At 71.6% G+C, this 16,498-nt stretch carries 16 protein-coding genes and 1 pseudogene; 5 read left to right on the forward strand and 12 right to left on the reverse strand.

The window, feature by feature from the left end; genetic code table 11:
* The first annotated feature begins 84 nt into the window (after positions 1-84).
* The gene (locus ACO2Q0_RS08880) at positions 85-1,404 is read left to right on the forward strand and encodes an Hsp70 family protein (protein WP_423351135.1); all 1,320 of its coding nucleotides are present in this window, start codon (positions 85-87) and stop codon (positions 1,402-1,404) included.
* On the opposite strand, the gene ACO2Q0_RS08885 is transcribed toward ACO2Q0_RS08880, so the two are convergent.
* Positions 1,376-4,237, reverse strand: coding sequence for a M16 family metallopeptidase (locus tag ACO2Q0_RS08885; RefSeq protein ID WP_423351136.1), 2,862 nt, complete (start codon positions 4,235-4,237; stop codon positions 1,376-1,378). The genes ACO2Q0_RS08880 and ACO2Q0_RS08885 overlap by 29 nt on opposite strands.
* 72 nt (positions 4,238-4,309) lie before the next feature.
* Positions 4,310-4,975 (reverse strand): glutathione S-transferase family protein, encoded by a 666-nt coding sequence (locus ACO2Q0_RS08890; RefSeq protein ID WP_423351137.1) that lies wholly within the window; start codon positions 4,973-4,975, stop codon positions 4,310-4,312.
* A 137-nt stretch (positions 4,976-5,112) separates the two neighbouring features.
* Here ACO2Q0_RS08890 and ACO2Q0_RS08895 point away from each other — a divergent pair, with 137 nt between their 5' ends.
* The gene (locus ACO2Q0_RS08895) at positions 5,113-6,078 is read left to right on the forward strand and encodes a LysR family transcriptional regulator (RefSeq protein ID WP_423351138.1); all 966 of its coding nucleotides are present in this window, start codon (positions 5,113-5,115) and stop codon (positions 6,076-6,078) included.
* Here ACO2Q0_RS08895 and ACO2Q0_RS08900 read toward each other — a convergent pair.
* From ACO2Q0_RS08900 to acs, 3 genes and pseudogenes are all read right to left on the reverse strand, one after another.
* Positions 6,075-6,998: a small ribosomal subunit Rsm22 family protein gene (locus ACO2Q0_RS08900; RefSeq protein WP_423351139.1), complete on the reverse strand. Its 924-nt coding sequence runs from the start codon at positions 6,996-6,998 to the stop codon at positions 6,075-6,077. The genes ACO2Q0_RS08895 and ACO2Q0_RS08900 overlap by 4 nt on opposite strands.
* A gap of 46 nt (positions 6,999-7,044) precedes the next feature.
* Positions 7,045-7,455, reverse strand: coding sequence for an AMP-binding enzyme (locus ACO2Q0_RS08905; RefSeq protein WP_423351591.1), 411 nt, complete (start codon positions 7,453-7,455; stop codon positions 7,045-7,047).
* Positions 7,441-9,372 (reverse strand): annotated as a pseudogene (acs, locus tag ACO2Q0_RS08910) (acetate--CoA ligase); the annotation flags it as partial. The pseudogene acs and the gene ACO2Q0_RS08905, both read right to left, overlap by 15 nt.
* Before the next feature lie 143 nt (positions 9,373-9,515).
* Between acs and ACO2Q0_RS08915 the strand changes: the two are divergent.
* Both ACO2Q0_RS08915 and ACO2Q0_RS08920 read left to right on the forward strand, forming a co-directional pair.
* Positions 9,516-9,986, forward strand: coding sequence for a hypothetical protein (locus ACO2Q0_RS08915; protein ID WP_423351140.1), 471 nt, complete (start codon positions 9,516-9,518; stop codon positions 9,984-9,986).
* A 14-nt stretch (positions 9,987-10,000) separates the two neighbouring features.
* Entirely contained in the window at positions 10,001-10,750 is a 750-nt protein-coding gene (locus tag ACO2Q0_RS08920; protein WP_423351141.1) for a creatininase family protein, read from the forward strand.
* 71 nt (positions 10,751-10,821) lie between these two features.
* On the opposite strand, the gene ACO2Q0_RS08925 is transcribed toward ACO2Q0_RS08920, so the two are convergent.
* From ACO2Q0_RS08925 to tsaD, 5 genes are read right to left on the reverse strand one after another with little or no spacing between them, the layout of a single operon-like run.
* Entirely contained in the window at positions 10,822-11,133 is a 312-nt protein-coding gene (locus ACO2Q0_RS08925) for a hypothetical protein (RefSeq protein ID WP_423351142.1), read from the reverse strand.
* Between the two features lie 42 nt (positions 11,134-11,175).
* Complete coding sequence (locus ACO2Q0_RS08930) at positions 11,176-11,544, reverse strand: Rieske (2Fe-2S) protein (RefSeq protein ID WP_423351143.1); 369 nt, start codon at positions 11,542-11,544, stop codon at positions 11,176-11,178.
* Entirely contained in the window at positions 11,528-11,815 is a 288-nt protein-coding gene (locus ACO2Q0_RS08935) for a YciI family protein (RefSeq protein WP_423351144.1), read from the reverse strand. Before ACO2Q0_RS08935 ends, ACO2Q0_RS08930 begins: the two co-directional genes overlap by 17 nt.
* 6 nt (positions 11,816-11,821) lie before the next feature.
* Entirely contained in the window at positions 11,822-12,814 is a 993-nt protein-coding gene (locus ACO2Q0_RS08940) for an NAD(P)H-dependent glycerol-3-phosphate dehydrogenase (protein ID WP_423351145.1), read from the reverse strand.
* Positions 12,811-13,911 carry a tRNA (adenosine(37)-N6)-threonylcarbamoyltransferase complex transferase subunit TsaD gene (tsaD, locus tag ACO2Q0_RS08945; protein ID WP_423351146.1) on the reverse strand — a complete coding sequence of 367 codons (1,101 nt, stop codon included), beginning with the start codon at positions 13,909-13,911 and terminating at the stop codon, positions 12,811-12,813. The genes ACO2Q0_RS08940 and tsaD overlap by 4 nt, the downstream gene beginning before the upstream one ends.
* Before the next feature lie 71 nt (positions 13,912-13,982).
* Here tsaD and hemC point away from each other — a divergent pair, with 71 nt between their 5' ends.
* Positions 13,983-14,957: a hydroxymethylbilane synthase gene (gene hemC / locus ACO2Q0_RS08950; protein ID WP_423351147.1), complete on the forward strand. Its 975-nt coding sequence runs from the start codon at positions 13,983-13,985 to the stop codon at positions 14,955-14,957.
* Here hemC and ACO2Q0_RS08955 read toward each other — a convergent pair.
* The gene (locus tag ACO2Q0_RS08955) at positions 14,954-15,097 is read right to left on the reverse strand and encodes a hypothetical protein (RefSeq protein WP_423351148.1); all 144 of its coding nucleotides are present in this window, start codon (positions 15,095-15,097) and stop codon (positions 14,954-14,956) included. The two genes, hemC and ACO2Q0_RS08955, sit on opposite strands and share 4 nt — an antisense overlap.
* Positions 15,097-16,308 (reverse strand): alpha/beta fold hydrolase, encoded by a 1,212-nt coding sequence (locus tag ACO2Q0_RS08960; protein ID WP_423351149.1) that lies wholly within the window; start codon positions 16,306-16,308, stop codon positions 15,097-15,099. The genes ACO2Q0_RS08955 and ACO2Q0_RS08960 overlap by 1 nt, the downstream gene beginning before the upstream one ends.
* Positions 16,309-16,498 lie beyond the last annotated feature (190 nt).

Below are 16,498 nucleotides of genomic sequence, written 5' to 3' on the forward strand. Positions count from 1 at the left end.
GCGGTCATCCGCAAGCAAGCCTAGGGTCGCGCGCCGACGGGGAGCGGGCGGTCCGCCGTCCGTCCCCGAAGAGGAGCGCGTCCCATGACCTGGCCCAGTACGAGCCCGCCGAGCACGCTCGGCATCGACTTCGGCACCACCAACACCGTGCTCGCCCTGGCGGGCGGCGACGGCCCGGCCGAACTCGTGAAGTTCCCGGCGCCGGAAGGCGAGCTGTTCGCCTTCCGCTCATGCCTGTCGTTCTACGCCCCGCCCGACCTGCCGTCGGAACGCTCGATCGCGGCCGGGCCGTGGGCGATCGAGGCCTATGTGGAGGACCCGGCCGAGACGCGGTTCATCCAGAGCTTCAAGAGCTTCTCGGCGCAGTCCAGCTTCACCGAGACCCAGATCCTGGGCCGCCGCTACCGGTTCGAGGACCTGCTCTCGACCTTCCTGCTGAAGGTCCGCGACTACGCGGGCGAGCGGCTGGGCCAGATCCCCGAGACGGTGATCGTCGGCCGCCCGGTGCGGTTCGTGGGCGCTCACCCGGACGAGGCGCTGGCGCTCGAACGCTACGAGACGGCGTTCAGGCGGATGGGCGTGAAGGAGGTCCGCTACGCCTACGAGCCCGTCGGCGCGGCGTTCTTCTTCGCCCGCGAGCTGGATCACGACGCCACCGTTCTGGTCGGCGACTTCGGCGGCGGCACCTCGGACTTCTCGATCATCCGCTTCGAGCGCCATTCGGGTGAGCTGCGGGCGACCCCGCTGGGTCGCGCGGGCGTCGGCGTCGCGGGCGACGCCTTCGACTACCGGATCATCGACCGCCTGGTCTCGCCGGAGCTCGGCAAGGGGTCGAGCTACACCTCGATCGGCAAGGTGCTGCCGGTTCCGAACCGCTGGTACTCGACCTTCGCGCGCTGGGACCAGCTCGCCCTCATGCGGGCCAGCCGCGAGATGCGCGACATCCGCAAGCTCGCCCGCGACGCCGTCGAGCCCGAGAAGATCGAGCGGCTGATCGAGGTGCTGGACGAGAACCACGGCTATCGGCTGTACCGCGCGGTCTCCAGGCTGAAGGAGGCGCTGTCGTTCGAGACGCAGGCCGAGTTCCGCTTCCAGGCGGGCTCGATCGACATCGGCGGCCAGGTGGCCCGCAGCGACTTCGAGAGCTGGATCGCGCCGGAGCTCGCGCTGATCGAGGGCGCGGTGGACGCGGCACTGGCCGACGCCGGCCTTCGCGCCGACCAGATCGAGCGCGTGTTCCTGACGGGCGGCTCGTCGCTGGTGCCGGCGGTCCGCGAGATCTTCCACCGCCGCTTCCCCGCCGAGCGGATCGAGACCGGCGCCGAACTGGAGTCGATCGCCGCCGGCCTCGCGCTGATGGGCCGCGAACGCGACCTCAGCGGCTGGACGATGCGGGCTTCCTGAGCGTCGGGCTCTCCAGGTCGAGTTCGGCGGCCGGTACGACCTCCAGGTTCGGCAGCCGCTGCTTCAGGCCGGCGGAGAACGCCTTGGCGTCTCCGGCGACGATGACGCTGGACTGGGCGGGATCGAAGACGCGGCGGGCGAAGGCCTGGACGTCCGTCGCCTGCACGGCCTCGACCTTGCGGGTGTAGAGGCTGACCTCGTCCAGCGGCACGTCATAGACGGCCAGGTTGCCCAGGATGTCGGCCAGGCCGCCGGACGTGGCGAGCTCGCGGCCGAAGCTTCCCACCAGCACAGACTTGCGGGCCTTCAGTTCGTCGGCGGAGGCGGGCTCAGCGGCGAGCTTGGCCATCTCGGCCTTGATCAGGTCCAGCACCTCGGGCGCGGACTCATTCTTGGTCTGGGCGGAGGCCCGGAACGACCCGGTGGTGCGGGCGGTGGAGATGCTGGCCCGAGCGCCGTAGGAAAGGCCCCGCTTGATGCGGATTTCCTGGTTCAGACGGGCCGAATAGCCGCCGCCCAGCACCGTCGAGGCCACCATGCCGGTGTAGTAGTCGGGGTCGGTGCGCGAAATGGCCGGCTTCACGACGTTCACCGAGGCCTGGCCCGTGCCCGGCAGGTCGATGGCCACGGCGCGCGGCGTCGCGCTGGGCTGGATACGGGGCTGGGCAGGCAGCGGGGCGGCGGGGCGGGCCCAGTCGCCGAACGCCTGCTCCGCGAGCGCGAAGCCCTGATCGGGCGTGATGTCGCCGGTCAGCACCAGGACGGCGTTATCGGGGCGATAATAGGCGCCGTGGATCGCCGACAGGGTCTCGGGCTTCAGGCGCGGCAGGGACTCCGGCGAGCCCTGCGACGGGTGGCCGAACGGCGTACCGCCGTAGATCACCGGCGAGCTGGCGAGCCCAACCAGACTGCCCGGCTGCTGGTAAGCCACCTGCAGGCCGTCGAGGGCCTGCTGGCGCTGCCGCTCCAGCTCCTCGGCCGCGAAGGCAGGGTTCTTGGCGACGTCGGCCATGATCGCGAGGGCGGCGGGCGCCTTGTCGGGCATGACGCTGAGGGTCACCGAAGAGGCCTCGAGGCCGGCGCCCGAGCTGAGCGTGGCGCCCAGCGCCTCCGTCTGGCTGGCGATTTGCTGCGCCGAGCGGGTCTTCGTGCCTTCGGTCAGCATGCCGGCGGTCATGGCGGCGGCGCCGGCGAGGCCCTGCGGATCGGCCCAGGCGCCGGTCTTCACGGTCAGGTCCGCGGTGATCAGCGGCAGGTCGGACGAGCGGGCGACGATCACCCGGAGGCCGTTTGGCAGCGTCCGCTCGGCCGGCTTCGGCAGGGTCGGCTGCAGCGGCTCGCCGATGGCCGGCGGCTTCTCACGCTGGGCCTCGGGCGCCAACGCCAGGATCGGACCGTCGTAGCGGGCGACCGTCTTCGGGGGCGGGGACTTCGGCGGCTCGGCCTGACCCGCGGGGCGTGCGGACTCGGGCCGGTAGCGGATGGTCATCCGCCGGTCGTCGGCGAGGTACTTGCGGGCGACGCGCTGCACATCGGCGGCGGTGACGGCCTGCAGGGCGGCGAGCTCGGTGTTCGCCTGGGCGGCGTCGCCCGTCAGCATCAGGGCCTGACCCAGAGCGAAGGCGCGCCCGTCGATGGTCTCGCGCTCGCGGAGGCGGCCGGCGATCAGCTCGTTCTTCGCCTCGGCGAGCTCGGCGGCCGACGGGGGGGCGTCGCGCAGGCGCTTCACCTCCGCGAGCAGGGCCGCCTCGCCCTGCTCGATGGTGTGGCCGCTGGCCATGACCGCGCCCACCATGAAGAGGCCCGGGTCCTGGGGCAGGTCGGCGTTGGACATCGCCTCGGCGGCGATCTGCTTCTCATAGACCAGGCTGTTGTACAGCCTGGACGACTTGCCGGCCGACAGGATGGCGTCCAGCACGGTGAGCGCCGGGGCGTCGGGGTCGGCGGCGTCGGTGGCCTGCCAGGTGATGGCGACCGCCGGCAGCGGCACGTTGGGGCCATAGCCCTCGAAGACGCCGGCCTTGGTGCGGGGCGGCTCCTTCGCGGTGACGCGGGGCATCGGGGTCGCCGGCCGCTTCAGCTTGCCAAAGTACTGGTCGACCCAGGCGTTGAGCTGACCCTCGTCGAAGTTGCCGACGACGATGAGGGCCGCGTTGTCGGGACGGTACCAGGTCTGGTGGAAGGCGCGGACGTCGTCGATGGTGGCCGCGTCCAGCTCCTCGATGTTGCCGATGCCCGGACGCCGGTAGGGGTGCGCCGTATAGCTGGCCTGCGGGACGTAGAGGCCGAAGAGGCGCCCGTACGGCTGGCTGAGGTAGTTCTGGCGGAACTCCTCCTTCACCACGTCGCGCTCGGATTTGAAGGTGGCCTCATCGACGACGAGCGACGACAGGCGCTCGGCTTCGACCCAGAGCAGGCGCTGCAGGTGATTGGCCGGCACCACCTCGTAGTAGTTCGTGAAGTCGTCCCAGGTGGAGGCGTTGTTGAAGCCGCCCACGTCCTCGGTCATGCGGTCGATGCTCTCGGCCGGCAGGTTGCGCGTGGCCTTGAACATCATGTGCTCGAAGAGGTGGGCGAAACCGGACCGGCCCTGCGGGTCGTCCTTGGACCCGACCCCGTACCAGACCTGAACGGTGACGTTCGGCGTGGCCTTGTCGAGCGAGGTGAAGACCTTCAGCCCGTTCGGCAGGGTCCGCTGCTTGAAGACGATCGGCGGGACCTCCGCCGTCGCGCCGGGCTTCGCCTGGGCGAGCGCGGCGGGCGCGAGGGCGGTGGTGGCCAGGAGAAGGCCGAGGGCCGTGGCGCGGCCGAAATCGCGGAAGGTGCGGAGCATGGAGCGTCCCAGCTGGGAATGAACTGCCCAACACCTAGCATCCCGCAGCCGCCGCGGAAGCTTACGAGTTCGTCACGCGGCGGCGGCCTGCGGGCGGAAGAAGGCGGCCATCCCGACGAAGCGCTCGAAGACATCGCCGAAGTGCGGGCGGGCCTGCATGCGGGCGATCCAGGCCTGGATGTTCGGGTAGGGCGTGAAGTCGAAGCCGGCGATCTCGCCCAGCAGCACGTAGGAGACGCCCAGGTAGTCGGCCAGCGTGATCTCGTCGCCGCAGACGTAGGCCCGATCGCCCAGCGTGTGGCGGTCGAGGACCGTGAGCCAGCGCGGCGCATGCTTGGCGCCATAGGCCTTGAGGCGCTGGAGCGTGTCGGCGTCCATGCCCTTGGGCACGCCCATGTTCGGGTAGCAGACCATCATGCAGAACACCTCGTGGAACTGGCACGAGAACCACGAGATCGCCTCGTCGACGCGGGCGCGGGCCTGGAGGTCGGTGGGGTAGGCGGCGGAGCCGGTCTTGCGCGCCAGGTACTTCAGGATGGCCGCGCTCTCGCCCAGGCCGAAGTCGCCGTCCTGAAGGAAGGGCACCACGCCGTTGGGGTTCAGGGCCAGGTACTCGGGAGCCTGGTGGCCGCCCTGCAGCAGGTCCACATGGACGACCTCCACCGGCAGTTCGTGTTCGGCCACGAACAGCAGCACGGGGCGCGAGGTGGTGGAGATCGGATCGCAGTAGAGCTTCATGGCCGCCCTCGGACAGATTTGATCGCCCATGTTCGGCGACCGGGGTTCACTTCAGAGCGCGGGGGAGTACCTATGTCACGGTGAAGGCGCAAGCTGCGTCCTTGCAGTCGGGTTCTGCGCAACTGCAGAGTTGGATCATGTACGACTGGAACGACCTGAAGGCCTTCCTGGCGGTCGCCCGCGGCGGCTCGACCCTGGCGGCGGCCAAGGCGCTGCGCGTCAATCAGACCACGGTCGCGCGGCGCATCGAGAGCCTGGAGGCCGCGCTCGCGCTGAAGCTGTTCGAGCGGGGCCAGACCGGCAGCCGCCTGACCGAGGCGGGTCGGGATCTTGTCGAGGAGGCCGAGCGCGTCGAGCGTGCGGCCGAGCGGTTCGGCAACCGCGCCGCGGGGCATCAGCGCAGCGCGGCGGGCGTGATCCGGGTGACGGCGACCGAGCTGCTCTCCAACCTGATGCTGATGCCGGGCATCGTGGAGTTCCGGAAGCAGTTCCCGGAGATCCAGGTCGACCTGATCGTCACCGACCGGCCCTTGGACCTGCAGGCCGGCGAGGCCGACGTCGCGATCCGGTCGGGCGTGGCCCTTCCGGCCTCGGACCTCATCGCCCGCAAGCTTCTGGACCACGACTTCGCGCTCTACTGCAGTCGGGACTATGTGGCGCGGAAGGGCTTCCCGACGCCCGAGACCCTGAAGGACCACGACCTGATCGGGGGCGAGATGGAGATGGCCGACGGGCCGGGCATGGCCTTCATGTTCAAGGCCGCCGGCGGCAAGGCGCCGGTCACCCGCTCCAACACCATGAACAACCTGCTGCACGCCATCAAAGCCGGCGTGGGGGTGGGGCCGATGACGTGCCAGGCGGCCGACCTGGACCGCGAGCTGGTGCGCTGCTCGGACATCATCCCCGAAGCCAGCGGCTCGTCCTGGGTGATCACGCGACGGGAGCTGAAGGACACGCCGCGGGTCCGGGCGTTCATCGACTTCTTCGTGCCCTATCTGCAGGAGCTGAGCCGCCGCAACACCGAACGCGGCAAGCGGCTTCGCGAGCAGGCCGCCGCAAACGACGTCGGGCTCGACCCGCTCCCCGACGAAGCCGCCGGCTAGCCTTCGAACACATCGCCCCAGCCGAGCCTGCGGGCGCGGGCATGGGCGGCCTTGTCGCGGCGGCCGACGAAGCGCGCCGCCGCCGAACCGTCCGGGTTGCAAAGGCGCAGCTCGATGCCGGGCTTGCCGGCCCTGGGCGGGGTCAGCACGCGTGCGTTGCGGGCGGCGGCCGCGACGTGCGGGCGGGCGGCGACGAGATAGGCGAACTTCTCGTCCTCGAACGGAACCTCAGCGCCCTTGGCGAGGCGGTGGTCCTTGCTGCGCGGCAGGCGGACCGAGAAATGGCACCAGTCCGAGCCTGTCAGCGGGCAGGCGGCATGGTGCGGGCAAGGGGCCAGGATCGTCGCGCCTTCACCGATCAGCGCGTCCCGAGCGGCCAGGATGCGGGCGTAGCCGGCCGGCGTGCCGGGCTCGATCAGCGCCAGCACGCCCGCGCTTGCCGCCCACAGCCGGCGCACGAGCGGCGCCTGCTCGGGCTGCGGGATCTCGGCCAGGGCGTAGCTCGCCATGACCAGATCGCCCTCGGGCGCGGCGGCCTGGGCGGTGAGGTCGAGCTTATGCGCCTCCGCGTCGCGCAGCGCCTCCGGTCCCTGGGCGGCCAGGCGCGCCGCCAGCGCCAGGAACGGCGGGCTCGCGTCCAGCCAGGTGACGGACCGAAGGCTCGGGAAGGCTTCCAGCGCCGCCCAGCTTCCGCCGCCGGGGCCGGAGCCCGCGTCCACCAGGCGGGCCGGTGTGAAATCCGGCGCGATCCGCGCCATCTCGGCGAAGACCGTGGCGCAGGCGGCGTAGGTCGCCGGCAGCCGCGCCAGGGCATAGGCGAGCGCGTCCTCCGTCGTCCGGATCGCGGCGGCTGATGTCCCGCCCGAGCGGTAGGCGGCCGTGGTCGCGGCCGTGCGCTCGGCGAGGTCCTTGCGGGACACGCCTTCCAGCTCGCGCGCGATGGCGGCCTTCAGCGCAGGGGGCAGGTCAGGCGACAGTTTCGGCCCTGGACTTCAGGATCTCGTCGACGACGCCCGGCTCCTCGAGACCGCTGACGTCTCCGGCGGGTTTGCCCTCGGCGATCCTCTGCAGGATCGGACGCACGATCTCGCCCGCCGGTGTGCGGGGCAGGCGCCCGAAATGAACGAGGCCGGGGACCGCGCCCTCGCCGATCTCACGGCGCAGGATGGCCCGGATGTCGGCCCGCAGGATGTCGCTGGCCTGGAAGCCCGGCTCAAGCGTCAGGAACAGCGCCAGGCCGGTCTTGCCCGCGTCGATCGCCACGGCCTCGGCCACCGGCGCGTTCTTGACCAGCAGGGCTTCGATGTCGCCCGCGGGATGGGTCTTGCCGCCGACGTAGATGACGTCGGCGTGGGTGCGCGTGGCGCGGTTCTTCACCAGTTCGTCGACGACCGCGGGTTCGGCGAGCGTGGAGGTGTCGCCGAGGTTGCCCAGATCGTCCTCGGCGATCTTGCGCAGGATGCGGCGCATGATCTTGCCCGAGCGGGTCTTCGGCAGGCCCGGCGCGAACTGGATCACGTCAGGCGCCGCGAACGGCCCGATCTCGCGCCGGACGAAACCGCGCAGGTCGGCCTGCAGGGCTTCCGAGGCCTCGACGCCGACCTTTAGCGTCACGAAGCAGTAGATGCCCTGGCCCTTGATGTCGTGCGGGTAGCCGACAACCGCGGCTTCGGCGACCGCCTCGTGATCGACGAGCGCCGACTCGATCTCGGCGGTGCCCAGGCGATGGCCCGAGACGTTGATGACGTCGTCCACCCGGCCGGTGATCCAGTAGTAGCCGTCCTCGTCGCGGCGGGCGCCGTCGCCGGTGAAGTACTTGCCGGGATAGGTGGAGAAGTAGGTGTCGATGAAGCGCTGATGGTCGCCATAGACGGTGCGCATCTGCCCGGGCCAGCTGTCGGTCAGGCAGAGGTTGCCGGAGATCGCGCCCGTCAGCACCTTGCCGTCCGGGTCGACCAGCTCGGGCTTCACCCCCGGCAGCGGCTTGGTGCAGGACCCGGGCTTCAGCGGCGTGGCGCCGGGCAGCGGGCTCATCAGACAGGCGCCCGTCTCGGTCTGCCACCAGGTGTCGACGATGGGGCAGCGCTCCTCGCCCACCACGCGGTGGTACCAGAGCCAGGCCTCGGGATTGATCGGCTCGCCCACCGTGCCCAGCAGCCGGATGGACTGGCGCGAGGTGCGCTTCACGGGCTCCTCGCCCTCGCGCATCAGGGCGCGGATGGCGGTGGGCGCGGTGTAGAAGATCTCGACTTTGTGCTTGTCGCAGACTTCCCAGAAGCGCGACGAGGTCGGGAAGTTCGGCACGCCCTCGAAGATCAGGGTCGTGGCGGCGTTCGCCAGCGGCCCGTAGACCACGTAGCTGTGGCCGGTGACCCAGCCCACATCGGCCGTGCACCAGAAGACCTCGCCCGGCCGGTAGTCGAAGACGATCTCGTGGGTGTAGCTGGCCCAGGCCAGATAGCCGCCGGTGGTGTGCAGCACGCCCTTGGGCTTCCCCGTGGAGCCCGAGGTGTAGAGGATGAACAGCGGATCCTCCGCGTTCATCGGCTCGGGCTCGCAGGTGTCGGGGACGGTCTTCTTGAGGTCGCCGAAATAGACGTCGCGGCCCTCGACCATCGGGACCTCGGCCTGGGTGCGGCGGACGACGATCACGTCGGTGACGCCCGGGCACGACTTCAGCGCCTCGTCGACATTGGCCTTCAGGGGCACGACCTTGCCGCCGCGCAGGCCCTCGTTGGCGGTGATGACGATCTTCGAGTCGCAGTCCTGGATGCGGCCCGCCAGGCTGTCGGGCGAGAAGCCGCCGAAGACCACCGAATGGACCGCCCCGATCCGCGCGCAGGCCAGCATGGCGGCGGCCGCGGCCGGGATCATCGGCAGGTAGATGGTGACGCGGTCGCCCTTCCTGACGCCCTTCATCTTGAGGACGTTGGCCCAGCGGCAGACCTCCGCCAGGAGCTGCCTGTAGGTCAGGGCGTCATAGGCCGACCCGTCGTCGTTTTCCCAGATCACCGCCACCTGGTCGCCGCGCGCGGCGATATGCCGGTCGAGGCAGTTGACCGAAACGTTCAGGACGCCGTCGGCGTACCAGTTGATGTGGAAGTCGGCCTTGTCGAACGAGACGTCCTTCACCTGGGTGAAGGGGGTCATCCAGTCCAGGCGGCGGCCGATGTCGCCCCAGAAGCCCTCGGGGTCGCTCTCGGCCCGCCGGCACGCGGCCTCATAAGCGGCGGCGTCCAGGTGGGCCCGCTCGGCCCAGGCCTCTGGAACCGGGAAAACCTCGCCGTCCGACATGCTGACGCTCCTGCAACGCGACCGATGCCCACGCAGTATGCGGAGAGGGCGCCCCGGCGCAACTCGTCGCAGGTCGGCGAAGGCCGGCGATTGCGGCCATGGCCGCGCTTGCGCGGACTCAGGCGGCTGGGCATTTTCCGCCGATGCTTCGGATCGGTGCGGTGTTGGCGCTTTCGGCGCTCGGGCTGGTGTTGGGCGGCTGCGACGGCCGCGCCCGGACCGATGCGGCGGCGACGGCCGAGCGCCTGCTTAAGGCGGTCGAAGCGCGCGACCGTGTGGCGTTCGAAGCCGAGATCGATCGCGACGCCGTGCGCGAGGACGTGCGCAGGCAGATGGTCGCCTGGGCGCGCGAACGCGGCCTGGAGGTCGAGGGCGGGCCGTCGGAGTTCGCCCTGGACCGGATGATCAGCCCGGACGCCTTCACCGTGGTCCGCGCCCAGGACGGCAAGCCGCTCAAGGACCGCATGAAGGTCGAGGACGGAAAGGTGTGCCTGCCCTCCGAAGAGGGCGCCCACCGTTGCCTGCTGACGTTCGGCCGCGAAGAAAAGCGCTGGCGCCTCGTGGGGATGCAGGCCATGGGGCTGACGATCGAGGTCGCCCAGGCGGGCGACTAGCAAGGACCGCCGAGATGCTGCTGCACCTGTCCACCTGGGCCGAGATCGAAGGCTATCTGGAGCGCTCCAAGACGGTGGTGATCCCCATCGGCTCGAACGAGCAGCACGGGCCGACGGGCCTGCTGGGCACCGACTGGCTGTGCCCGGAGATCATCGCCCACGAGGCGCAGAGGGAAGGCGACATCCTGGTGGCGCCCACCTTCAACATCGGCATGGCCCAGCACCACCTGGACTTCCCGGGCACGATCGCGCTTCGGCCGTCCACCTTCATGCTGGCCATCGGCGACTGGTGCCGCAGCCTGGCCCACGCGGGCTTCGAGAAGCTGTATTTCCTGAACGGTCACGGCGGGAACGTCGCCACCATCGAGGCGGCCTTCTCCGAGCTCTACGCCGAGGCGAGCTACGCCGGCCGCAGCCGCGGCTTCGCCTGCAAGCTCAAGAACTGGTGGGACCTGGACGGCGTCACCGCGCTCGCCAACCGGCAGTTCCCCACCGGCCACGGCAGCCATGCGACGCCGTCCGAGATCGCCGTCACCCAGTGGGCCTATCCGGACAGCATCAAGGCGGCGAACTATGCGCCGCAGATCGCCCCGACCGGTCCGATCCGCGAGGCGAACGACTTCCGCGCCCGCTACGCCGACGGCCGCATGGGCTCGGACCCGGCGCAGGCCACGCCCGAGAAGGGCGGCGAACTGGTGCGCCAGGCCGCCGCCTCGCTGCTGAGGGACGTCGCCGCCTTCGGCGGGGAGACCGCGCCGCGGTGAGCTAGTCCGAGAGCCCGCCGCCCATCTGGCCCGCGCCGCCGGGCACGGCCGCAGGGACTCGCTGCGGAGGCCTAAGCGGTTCGCCGGCGGGACCAGATCCACCCGCCGAGGAGCGCCACGGGCACGAGCCCGATCAGCAGGCCCTTTTGCTGGGCCGGCCGGCTCTTCGCCTCGAACACGGCGCGGCCTTCTGCGCGGCATATCTCGGAATCGCGCAGGCTCGGATAGTCGCCCTGTCCACCCTGGCGAATCAGCCGCTGAGCGCATTCCTGCTGAGCGATCGATTGCGCCGGACCGGCGTCGGTCAGGCCCACCATCGAGCCGAAGAACCAGCACGCGGCGATCCAGACGAGGGAGGCGGCGCCGAAGACGATCCACTTCATGGAAGCTCAACGCAAAGGTGAAGCCGCCGCTCCGCGCCCGGCTCAGGCGGTGAAGACCTCGCCGTCGCGGATTTCGACGGGCCAGACCGTCAGGCGGTCGCCGACGCAGGGCCCGGCGACGCATCGGCCGTCGAGGCTGAAGAGGGCCCCGTGCCCGGCGCACAGGATGTGCCGGTCGTCCCGGGTCAGGTAGCGGTCGGGCAGGCCCGACAGCGGCCAGCCCGCGTGCGGGCAGCGGTCGACGAAGCCGCGCACGGCGCCGCCCTGCCGCAGCACGAAGCCGGCGAAGAGGCGGGTCTCGTGCCGGAAGCGGAAGCCCTTCGTTCCCGGGTCCGCGAGGTCGGCCAGGGCGCAGAGGCGGATGCCGGCCGGCGGGCGGGCGGGATTGTCGGGCTCAGATGGGCTGGCCAAAGGTCGCCTTGAAATGCCGGATGGTGATCGTCCCGAAGACCCCGGCCTGGGTGTAGGGATCGGCGGCGTTGAAGGCTTCTGCGGCGGCCTTGTCGGCCACGTCGAGGACGAAGAACGAGCCCGCCATCTGCTCGGTGTCGTCGAACAGCGGCCCGGCCAGGCGGACCTTCCCGGCGTTGTCCCGCACATAGGCCAGGTGGCGCTCGCGCGTCGCCATCCGCAGGTCCAGGGCGTCGGGCTTGTCGAGGCACATCAGCGCGAAGAGAGGCATGCGGGCTTAGTCCTGTTCGTCCTTGAGGGGGCGCGAGAGCAGGCCCCGAATGGCGGTGTCGACATCCGCCTCGCCCGCCAGGATGGCGGCGGTGGCCTCGCAGATGGGGGTTTCCACGCCGAGCTTGCGGGCGAGCTGGCGCACGGCGGGGGCCGAGGCCACGCCCTCGGCGACGGTGAGCTTGCCGGCCAGCGCCTGTTCGAGCGTCTGGCCGCCGCCCAGCGCCAGGCCGACGCTCATGTTGCGCGACTGCGGGCTGGAGCAGGTGAGCACGAGGTCGCCCAGGCCGCACAGGCCCGCGACGGTCTCGGCCTCGCCGCCGAGGCCGACGGCCAGGCGGGTGAGCTCGGCGAAGCCGCGGGTGATCAGGGCGGCGTGGGCCGAGCGGCCGAGGCCGCGGCCCTCGACGATGCCGCAGGCGATGGCCAGCACGTTCTTGACCGCCCCGCCGGCCTCCGCGCCGACCATGTCCGTGGCGAAGTAAGGGCGGAAGGTCGGGGTGGCGATGGCCTCGGCGAGGCTCTCGGCGCAGCCCGGGTCCGGACACGCGAGGGTCACGGCGGTGGGCAGGCCGCGGGCGACTTCGCCGGCGAAGCTCGGTCCCGAAAGCACGGCGGGCCTGGCCTGCGGCAGGGTCTCGGCCAGGACGTCGGTCATGAGCTTGAGCGAGCCCTGCTCGATCCCCTTGGAGCAGAGCACGACCGGCAGGCCGTCGCGGGCGTGGGAGGCGAAGGCCTGCAGGGTGGAGCGCATGTGCTGGGCGGGCGGCACGGCCAGAACGGCGTCGACATCGGCCAGATCGGCATAGTCGCCGCTGGCGCGAATCTGCGGCTCCAGCGCCACGCCGGCCAGGAAGGTCGTGTTCTCGTGGCGGGCGTTGACGGCCTCGACCACCTCGGGCTCGCGGGCCCAGAGCACGACGTCGCGGCCCGCGCGGGCGCAGACCTGGGCCAGCGCCGTGCCCCACGCGCCCCCGCCGATGACGCCGATCCGGTTCATGCCTTGGCGCCTTTCCGGCCGGGGAGGTGGGTGGGACTGGCGGCCGCCGCGGCTTCGTCCAGCGGCCAGCGCGGCCGGGCGACGGCGTCCAGCGGGTCGGAGAGGCCCAGCGCCAGGCGCTCGGCGCCGGCCAGCGCGATCATGGCGGCGTTGTCTGTGCAGTAGGCGAGCGGCGGGGCGTGGAAGCTGAAGCCGCGGGCCTGCGCCGTCTCCGTGAGGCGCGCGCGGACCGTCCCGTTGGCCGCCACGCCGCCGGCGACCACGAAGCGCAGGTCGCGACCCTCGTGCTCGACCGCGTAGGCCTTCATGGCCCGGTCGGTGCGCTCCGCGAGCTGGCCGGCGATGGCGGCCTGGACGGCGGCGGCGAGATCCCGGCGCTCGGCCTCCGTGGCCAGTCCCTCGGCGATGCGCGCGGCCGCGGTCTTCAGGCCCGAGAAGGAGAAGTCGCAGTCCTTGCGGCCGAGCAGCATGCGCGGGAGCGGATAGCGCGCGGGGTCGCCCCCTTCGGCCAGCCGCTCCAGGGCGGGACCGCCGGGATAGGGCAGGCCGAGCGTCTTGGCGATCTTGTCGAAGGCCTCGCCGGCCGCGTCGTCGATGGTCGAGCCCAGCCGCCGGCAGGCGCCGACGCCGGCCACTTCCAGAAGCTGGCAATGGCCGCCGGAGACCAGCAGCAGCAGGAACGGATACGGGATGTCCGCGCCCAGCCTCGCCGAGACGGCGTGGCCCTCCAGGTGGTTCACCGCGACGAGCGGCAGGCCGCGGGCGAGCGCCACCGCCTTGCCGAACGACAAGCCCACCATGACGCCGCCGACCAGTCCGGGGCCTGCGGTGGCGGCGACGCCCGTGAGATCGCCATAGCCGAGGCCCGCGTCAGCCAGGGCGCGTTCGGCGATCGCTTCGATGCTTTCCACATGGGCGCGGGCGGCGATCTCGGGCACCACGCCGCCGAACGGCGCGTGCGCGGCGATCTGGCTGCCGACGACGGACGACAGCACCTCCACGCCTCCGGAGGCGCCGCCGCCCGAGAGGCGCACGACGGCGGCCGCGGTCTCGTCGCAGCTCGTCTCCAGGCCCAAGACGGTGAGCGTGTCGGTCATCCGGTTGCCGGGGGCGGCCCGCTCCTGTAGCGAGGCCCTTCATCTGAAGGCTCCGAGGTAGACCGCCCACCGTGTCCACGCAACCTGTGCGCACTTCGTCCGTCCGCATCGGCGCCCGCGGCTCCAAGCTCAGCCTGGCCCAGGCGGGCATGATGCAGCGCCGGATCGCCGCCGCTCTCGGGGTCGATCCGGAAGACGCCGCCGAGGTGGAGCGCGTCGCGCCGCTGATCGTCATCACCACGACCGGCGATCGCATCCAGGACCGCCGGCTGCTGGAGATCGGCGGCAAGGGCCTCTTCACCAAGGAGATCGAGGAGGCGCTGCTCGACGGCCGCATCGACTGCGCCATCCACTCGATGAAGGACGTCCCGGCCGAGTTGCCCGAGGGCCTCTGCATCGCCGCCATCCCCGAGCGCGAGGACCCGCGCGACGCCTTCCTGTCCCGCGGCCCCGAACGGCTGGAGGACCTCTCCGAGGGCGCGATCCTCGGCACCGCCAGCCTGCGGCGCCAGGCTCAGTGCCTGCACCGGCGGCCCGACCTGAAGGTGCAGCTGTTGCGCGGCAACGTCGACACGCGGCTGGCCAAGCTGGCGGCCGGAGAGGCCGACGCCATCCTGCTGGCCTATTCCGGCCTGCGCCGGCTGGGGCTGGGCCACCTGCCCACCAGCCTGATCGATCCCAAGGCGGCGCCGCCGGCGCCCGGTCAGGGCGCGCTGGCCATCGAGACCCGCGTCTCCGACCGTGACCTGCCGTGGGTCCAGGCGCTGCGCTGCGAGCCAACGACCCTGGCGGTGGCGGCCGAGCGCGGCGCGCTGACGGCGCTGGAGGCTTCGTGCAAGACGCCGATCGGCGCGCACGCCTGGCTGGAGGGCGGGACCTGCAAGCTGATCGTCGAGGCCCTGACGCCCGACGGGGCGCGGCGCTTCCGTCATTCGGGCGAGGCCGAACTGGCCCAGCTCGCTGACCCCGAGGCGTCCGCGCGGGCGCTGGGCGTCTCCCTGGGCGAGGCGATCAAGGCCGAGGCCGGCGACGCCATCGTCCTCTAGGACCGCCGCCGCAGCAGGAACGGCAGGCCGAAGACGAGCGGCAGCAGGAAGACCATCGCCCGGCCGCCGGTCGCCAGCCAGATGAGGACGCTCAGGCCCAGGCCGGCCGCCAGGATGAGCAGGGTCCCGCCCAGGCGCATCAGTGGCGCGGCCTCGTGTCGAACCGGATCTCGTCGCCCATGGCCGGGCCCGAGGGTGAGGCGGGATCGGCCAGCCGCGCCTCGGCGCTGCGGTCAGCCCAGGTCGCGCCACGCGTGAATACCTCGTCGGCGAAGCGGGCGATGGCTTCGTTGTAGTCGCCTGCGAGCTCCATCGGACCCATGTGGCCGGCGCGTTCTACCCGCCGCGGACGGGCGCCCGGGGCCTCGTCCGCGATGCGCTCGCCCGCCGCCGGGACGGTCACCAGGTCGCGTCCGCCGATGAAGACCAGCGTCGGGACGCCGATCCTCGGGAGGTCCGCGGTGGCGTCCCAGCTCATCATGGCGAGGTTGCCCTTGGCCTGCACGCCCGGGTGGTTGCGGGTGGCGGCCAGCGCCACCTGCTCGAGCTGGGCGCGGGTCGGGCGCGTGCCGAAGCCGCCGAAGCGCATCGCCACATGCGTGCCGCCTGACAGGTAGCTCTGCCAGTTCATCAGCCAAACGAGGGGCGCGAGCGCGATGTCCAGCTTCATCAGCGGCCGCAGAACCGGCTCGAGGACCTGCAGCGCTTTGCCGAGGATGGTGGTCCGCGCCGGGTCGGTGTGGGTGGTGTTCTCCAGCACGAGGCCCACGGCCTCCCGGCCTAAGGCCTCGGGATGGTGCCGGGCGAAGGTCTGCAGCGTCATGCCGCCGATGGAGTGGCCCACCAGGACGGCGCCCTGCGGCGCCTTCTGCCGCACGACGGCCAGCAGGTCGTCGGCGAAGCCGTCCAGCGTGTAGCGGCCGCCCGCCGGGCCATTCGACCTGCCGAGGCCGGCGAGGTCGTAGGCGATCACCCGATAGCGATGCCCGAGCATCATCCGCGCCTCGCGCCAGACGCCGGCGTCGAGGCCCCAGCCGTGGACGAAGACGAGGGCCGGCGCGCCTGGCGGGCCGACCTCCTCGACGTGCAGCCGAGCGCCGGAGGGTGTCTCCAGCGTCACCCCGGGCAGTCGCCGCAGCCGGTCGGCGTCATCGCCCCTGCGCGCCAGCAGCCAGAGCATGGGGGTGCGGCCAAGGAAGCTCGCCGCCAGCAGCCCAAGACCGGTCCAGAGGCGCCAGCCGATGTCGTCCTCATAGACGACGCCCCCGGCGTCCAGCGCCTGGCGCAAATCCCACCAGGACCAGAGCAGGTAGGCCGCGACGGCCAGGACCGCCAGCGAAAGCAGCGCCATAAGGCGCTGAAAGACCTGAAGAAGCATCCCGGACCTCGCGTGAGCAGGGCTCGGAAAGCCATGGGCCGGGCCGCGGGTTCCGCGCAGCAAGCGTCACTTTCAGGTCACGCTTGCGTGTGCATCTGTGGCGGGTGCGCGCAGCGGGATTGAACCGGCGCGCGAGCGGCTTCAGGGTCGTTCGCAAAAGCTA

Origin of the sequence: Phenylobacterium sp. VNQ135 (assembly GCF_049445735.1) — a bacterium.
In the GTDB taxonomy this organism is placed as follows: domain Bacteria; phylum Pseudomonadota; class Alphaproteobacteria; order Caulobacterales; family Caulobacteraceae; genus Phenylobacterium.